Origin of the sequence: Kitasatospora sp. LaBMicrA B282 (genome assembly GCF_050325825.1) — a bacterium.
Taxonomy (GTDB): domain Bacteria; phylum Actinomycetota; class Actinomycetes; order Streptomycetales; family Streptomycetaceae; genus Kitasatospora.
The window spans coordinates 1-1,099 of record NZ_JBNQTI010000369.1 but is presented as its reverse complement, the minus strand read 5'-3'; the positions used below and the strand labels follow the sequence as shown (position 1 = coordinate 1,099).

Sequence of the window (1,099 nt, the reverse complement as noted above, 5' to 3'; positions counted from 1 at the left end):
CCGGCGGCGCCGCCTGCTGGGGCGGCGCCTGCTGCGGCGGTGCAGCCGGTGGCGGAGTGACCTGCGGCGGGGCGGCCTGCGCCGGTGCGCCCGGGATGGCCAGCACCATCCCCGGCACCACCACGTTCGGGTCGGTCAGGGTCTCCCCGTCCGGCGCCCGCACCCCCCGGTTCGCGTCGAAGAGCCGCTGCCACTCGTCGGAGCTGCCCAACTCCCGCTGGGCGATGGCGGAGAGCGTGTCGCCCTCGTGCACCGTCACGGTCCCGCCGGCCGCGGCGGGGGCCGGAGCGGCCGGCGCCGCCGGGGCTGCGGCGGGGGCCGCGCCGTCGGACCTGGCGTCGGCGGGCATCAACAGCTGCCAGCCCGGCTGGATCGGACGGTCGGCGTCGAACCGCTCACCCGAAGCGTTCATCACCCGACCGGCGTTGAGCTTGGCGATCTCCTGCCAGCGCTCCCCCGAACCCAGTTGGTGCTCGGCGATGGACCAGAGGCTGTCGGCGGGCCGACTGTCCCGCACCGTGTAGACGGGCTGGCCGGGTTGGGCGGCGGGCGTCTGCGGGTCGGCGGCGGGCAGCGCGAGGCGCGGCGCGGCGGCCGGAGCACTCGTCAGCGCCGCGTGCTGGGGCGCGGCGAGCAGTTGGGCCGGCGCGGCGGCGGCGGTGACCTGGGCGGGAGCGGCGGCGAACGAGGCACCGGCCACCGGGAGCAGCGCGATCACGGCGCCGACCAGGCCGGCCGCCATCCGCTGGCTCCAGCCGAAGGCGGGCAGCCGGCGGGCCACCCGGCCGCGCAGCTGGGCCGGGATCTCCAGCAGCACCGAGAGGGCGAAGCAGCCCCAGCCGAGCCAGCCGATCCCGACCAGCGCCCAGAGGAAGAGCTGCCCGTCGTCCGGGCTGGTCAGCGCCTGCCAGAGCGTGCGGCCGGCCAACCCGCCCATCCCGGCCACCGCGTGGGTGCCGTAGAGCAGCAGCGCGGGCACCCCGACCAGCAGCAGCGCCAGCACCAGCAGCGCACCGAGGGCGGCCGGCAGCGCGCGCAGCGGACTGCGCCGCCGCGGCGGCCGGCCGGCGGGCCGGATCCGGCCGCTGCCTGCGGCGGG

General features: G+C 78.8%; 1 protein-coding gene. It reads right to left on the bottom strand.

The window, feature by feature from the left end; genetic code table 11:
- Positions 1-1,099, bottom strand: a 1,099-nt coding sequence (locus ACQRUO_RS39485) for a LysM peptidoglycan-binding domain-containing protein (RefSeq protein WP_428321009.1), incomplete at both ends; no start/stop codon positions are given.